The following is a 2,540-nucleotide window of genomic DNA, read 5'->3' on the forward strand; positions in this document are numbered from 1 at the left end:
GCAGGCTGCGTCTTCTCGAGGTTGATGATGTGAATCTTGTTGCGATGGCCGAAGATATACGGGGCCATCTTGGGGTTCCAGAAGCGGGTTTGGTGACCGAAGTGGACACCGGCTTCCAGCATTTCGCGCATGGATACGGACATGGAATGCTCCAGAGGTTGGTTCTAGAAGCCGACAGCGATCTCAGCGCGCTACACGACCCAACAGAGGATCGGAACGCGCTGCGACACCTTGGGAATTGCCGGCTTCGCGATTGATTTGCCCAAACCCATTTCGGGCAAACTCTGGCATTCTAGCATGAAACTCAGCGTTTGCCCTTGCCACCCTTGCGCGCAACCGCTTTCTTGCCCGCGGCCTTGGATGAGCCACGCCCACCCGCCCCCACGCGAGCTGGTGCAACTTCGGCGGCGCCCCCCCTATCTCGCCCCTTCCCCCCCGGCTTGCCAGCTTTGCCGACCGCCTTGCCTGCACGCTTGACTTCGCGGTCTGCCTCCAGAATGTCAGCCAACTCATCCTGAGCCGAGGTCTCACCGGACCACGCGGCGTCACCGCCACGCCCCTTGCGACGACTCGCCGCAGGCGACGCACCCTGTCGCGACTCAACACCCTCGCGCACGATGCGGAAATCGATCTTGCGGGTATCCAGATCCACCCGGCTGACCTGCACCCGCAGGCGCGACCCAATGCTGTAACGCACACCGGTACGCTCGCCGCGCAACTCTTGGCGCGCTTCGTCAAACCGATAGTACTCACCACCAAGCTCGGTAATGTGGATCAATCCCTCAACATAAAGACCATCCAGTTGAACGAACAAACCAAAACTGGTGGCGGCCGTCACCGTACCGCCGTATTCCTCACCCAGACGCTCACGCATGAACATGCACTTGAGCCACGCCTCCACATCACGAGAAGCCTCATCGGCACGGCGCTCGTTGGCGCTGCAATGAATACCCACCGTCTCCCAGGCTGCCTGCTCCTGAGGCGGCAACTTGAGGCGAGCTGACGCCTTTGTTGGCGCGGCCGGCAAACCCTTGGCAGGCGCCCCCGGCTTGCCGCCAGGCTTGCGCTTGAACGTCGAGACCGACGACACCACCCCCTCAGGCACTTTCAAGCCATACCGGGCACTACCTAGCAATGCCTTGATCACACGATGCACTAGCAAATCGGGATAGCGGCGAATCGGGCTGGTGAAGTGCGTGTAAGCCTCATAGGCCAGGCCAAAGTGCCCGCTGTTGATCGGCGTGTACATGGCCTGCTGCATGGAGCGCAGCAACATGGTGTGGATCTGCGTCGCATCAGGACGATCCTTTGTGGCCTGCGCAATTGCCTGGAACTCACCCGGCGTCGGCTCCTCACCCAGGCTCAAGCCCAGGCCCAGCGCCTTCAGGTAATTCTTGAGCAAGGACCGCTTTTCAGGCGTAGGCCCCTCATGCACACGATACAAAGAAGGATGCTTGGCGCGGGAAATGAAATCCGCCGAGCAGACATTGGCAGCCAGCATGGCCTCCTCGATCAGACGGTGCGCCTCCGTGCGTACACGCGGCACGATCTTGGCGATCTTGCCGTTGTCATCACACACGATCTGCGTCTCCGTGGTGTCGAAATCCACAGCACCACGCCCTGACCGGGACTTCAACAAGGCCCTGTACACCTCATGCAGATGCAGCAGATGCGTCACCAGTTCGCCACGCTTTTGCGCCTCAGGGCCACGCGTGTTGCCCAAAATGGCAGCCACCTCGGTATAGGTGAAGCGAGCGTGCGAATTGATCACCGCCGGATAGAACTGGTATGCGTGAACCTCACCCTCTTGCGTGACCAACATGTCACACACCATGGACAAGCGCTCCACCTCAGGATTGAGTGAGCACAAACCATTGGACAACTTCTCGGGCAACATCGGAATCACACGGCGCGGGAAGTACACCGAGGTCGCACGCTCGTAGGCATCACGATCCAGCGGATCACCCGGCTTGACGTAGTGACTGACGTCCGCAATCGCTACCAGCAAGCGCCAGGCATTGGGCGCCTTGGATCGACCAATGCTGGCGGGCTGACAATAAACCGCATCGTCGAAGTCCCGCGCATCCTCACCGTCAATGGTGACGAGGGGCACATCCGTCAGATCAATGCGCCCCTTCTTGTCTGCTGCACGCAACTTCTCAGGCAACTTGGCCGCCTGCGCCAGCGTGTCCTCGCTGAACTTGTGCGGCACCTCGTACTTGCGAACGGCAATCTCGATTTCCATGCCCGGATCGTCAATCCCACCCAGGACCTCAGTCACTCGCCCCACAGGCTGCGCACTCAAGGATGGCACCTCGGTCAATTCAACCGCCACCACCTGCCCAGGCTCGGCATTCGCCGTGGCCTTGGCAGGGATCAGGATATCGCGCCCGAAACGGCGATCCTCAGGCGCCACCACCCAGGCACCACCTTCATGCAGCAGGCGCCCGATGATGGGCGTCTTCTTGCGCTCGACAATCTCGAGCACCAGCCCTTCAGGGCGCCCCCTGCGATCGAAGCGCACCACGCGAACCTTGATC

General features: G+C 60.8%; 2 protein-coding genes. Both read right to left on the reverse strand.

The annotated features are described in order from the left end of the window. Positions 1-143 (reverse strand): 30S ribosomal protein S2 (locus EPO09_RS21300; RefSeq protein WP_290646468.1); only part of this gene is annotated, 143 nt, incomplete at its 3' end. 161 nt (positions 144-304) lie between these two features. Further along, positions 305-2,539, reverse strand: coding sequence for a ribonuclease R family protein (locus EPO09_RS21305; RefSeq protein ID WP_290646465.1), 2,235 nt, complete (start codon positions 2,537-2,539; stop codon positions 305-307). Position 2,540 lies beyond the last annotated feature (1 nt).

The organism is Aquabacterium sp., from assembly GCF_004297345.1.
In the GTDB taxonomy this organism is placed as follows: domain Bacteria; phylum Pseudomonadota; class Gammaproteobacteria; order Burkholderiales; family Burkholderiaceae_C; genus Aquabacterium.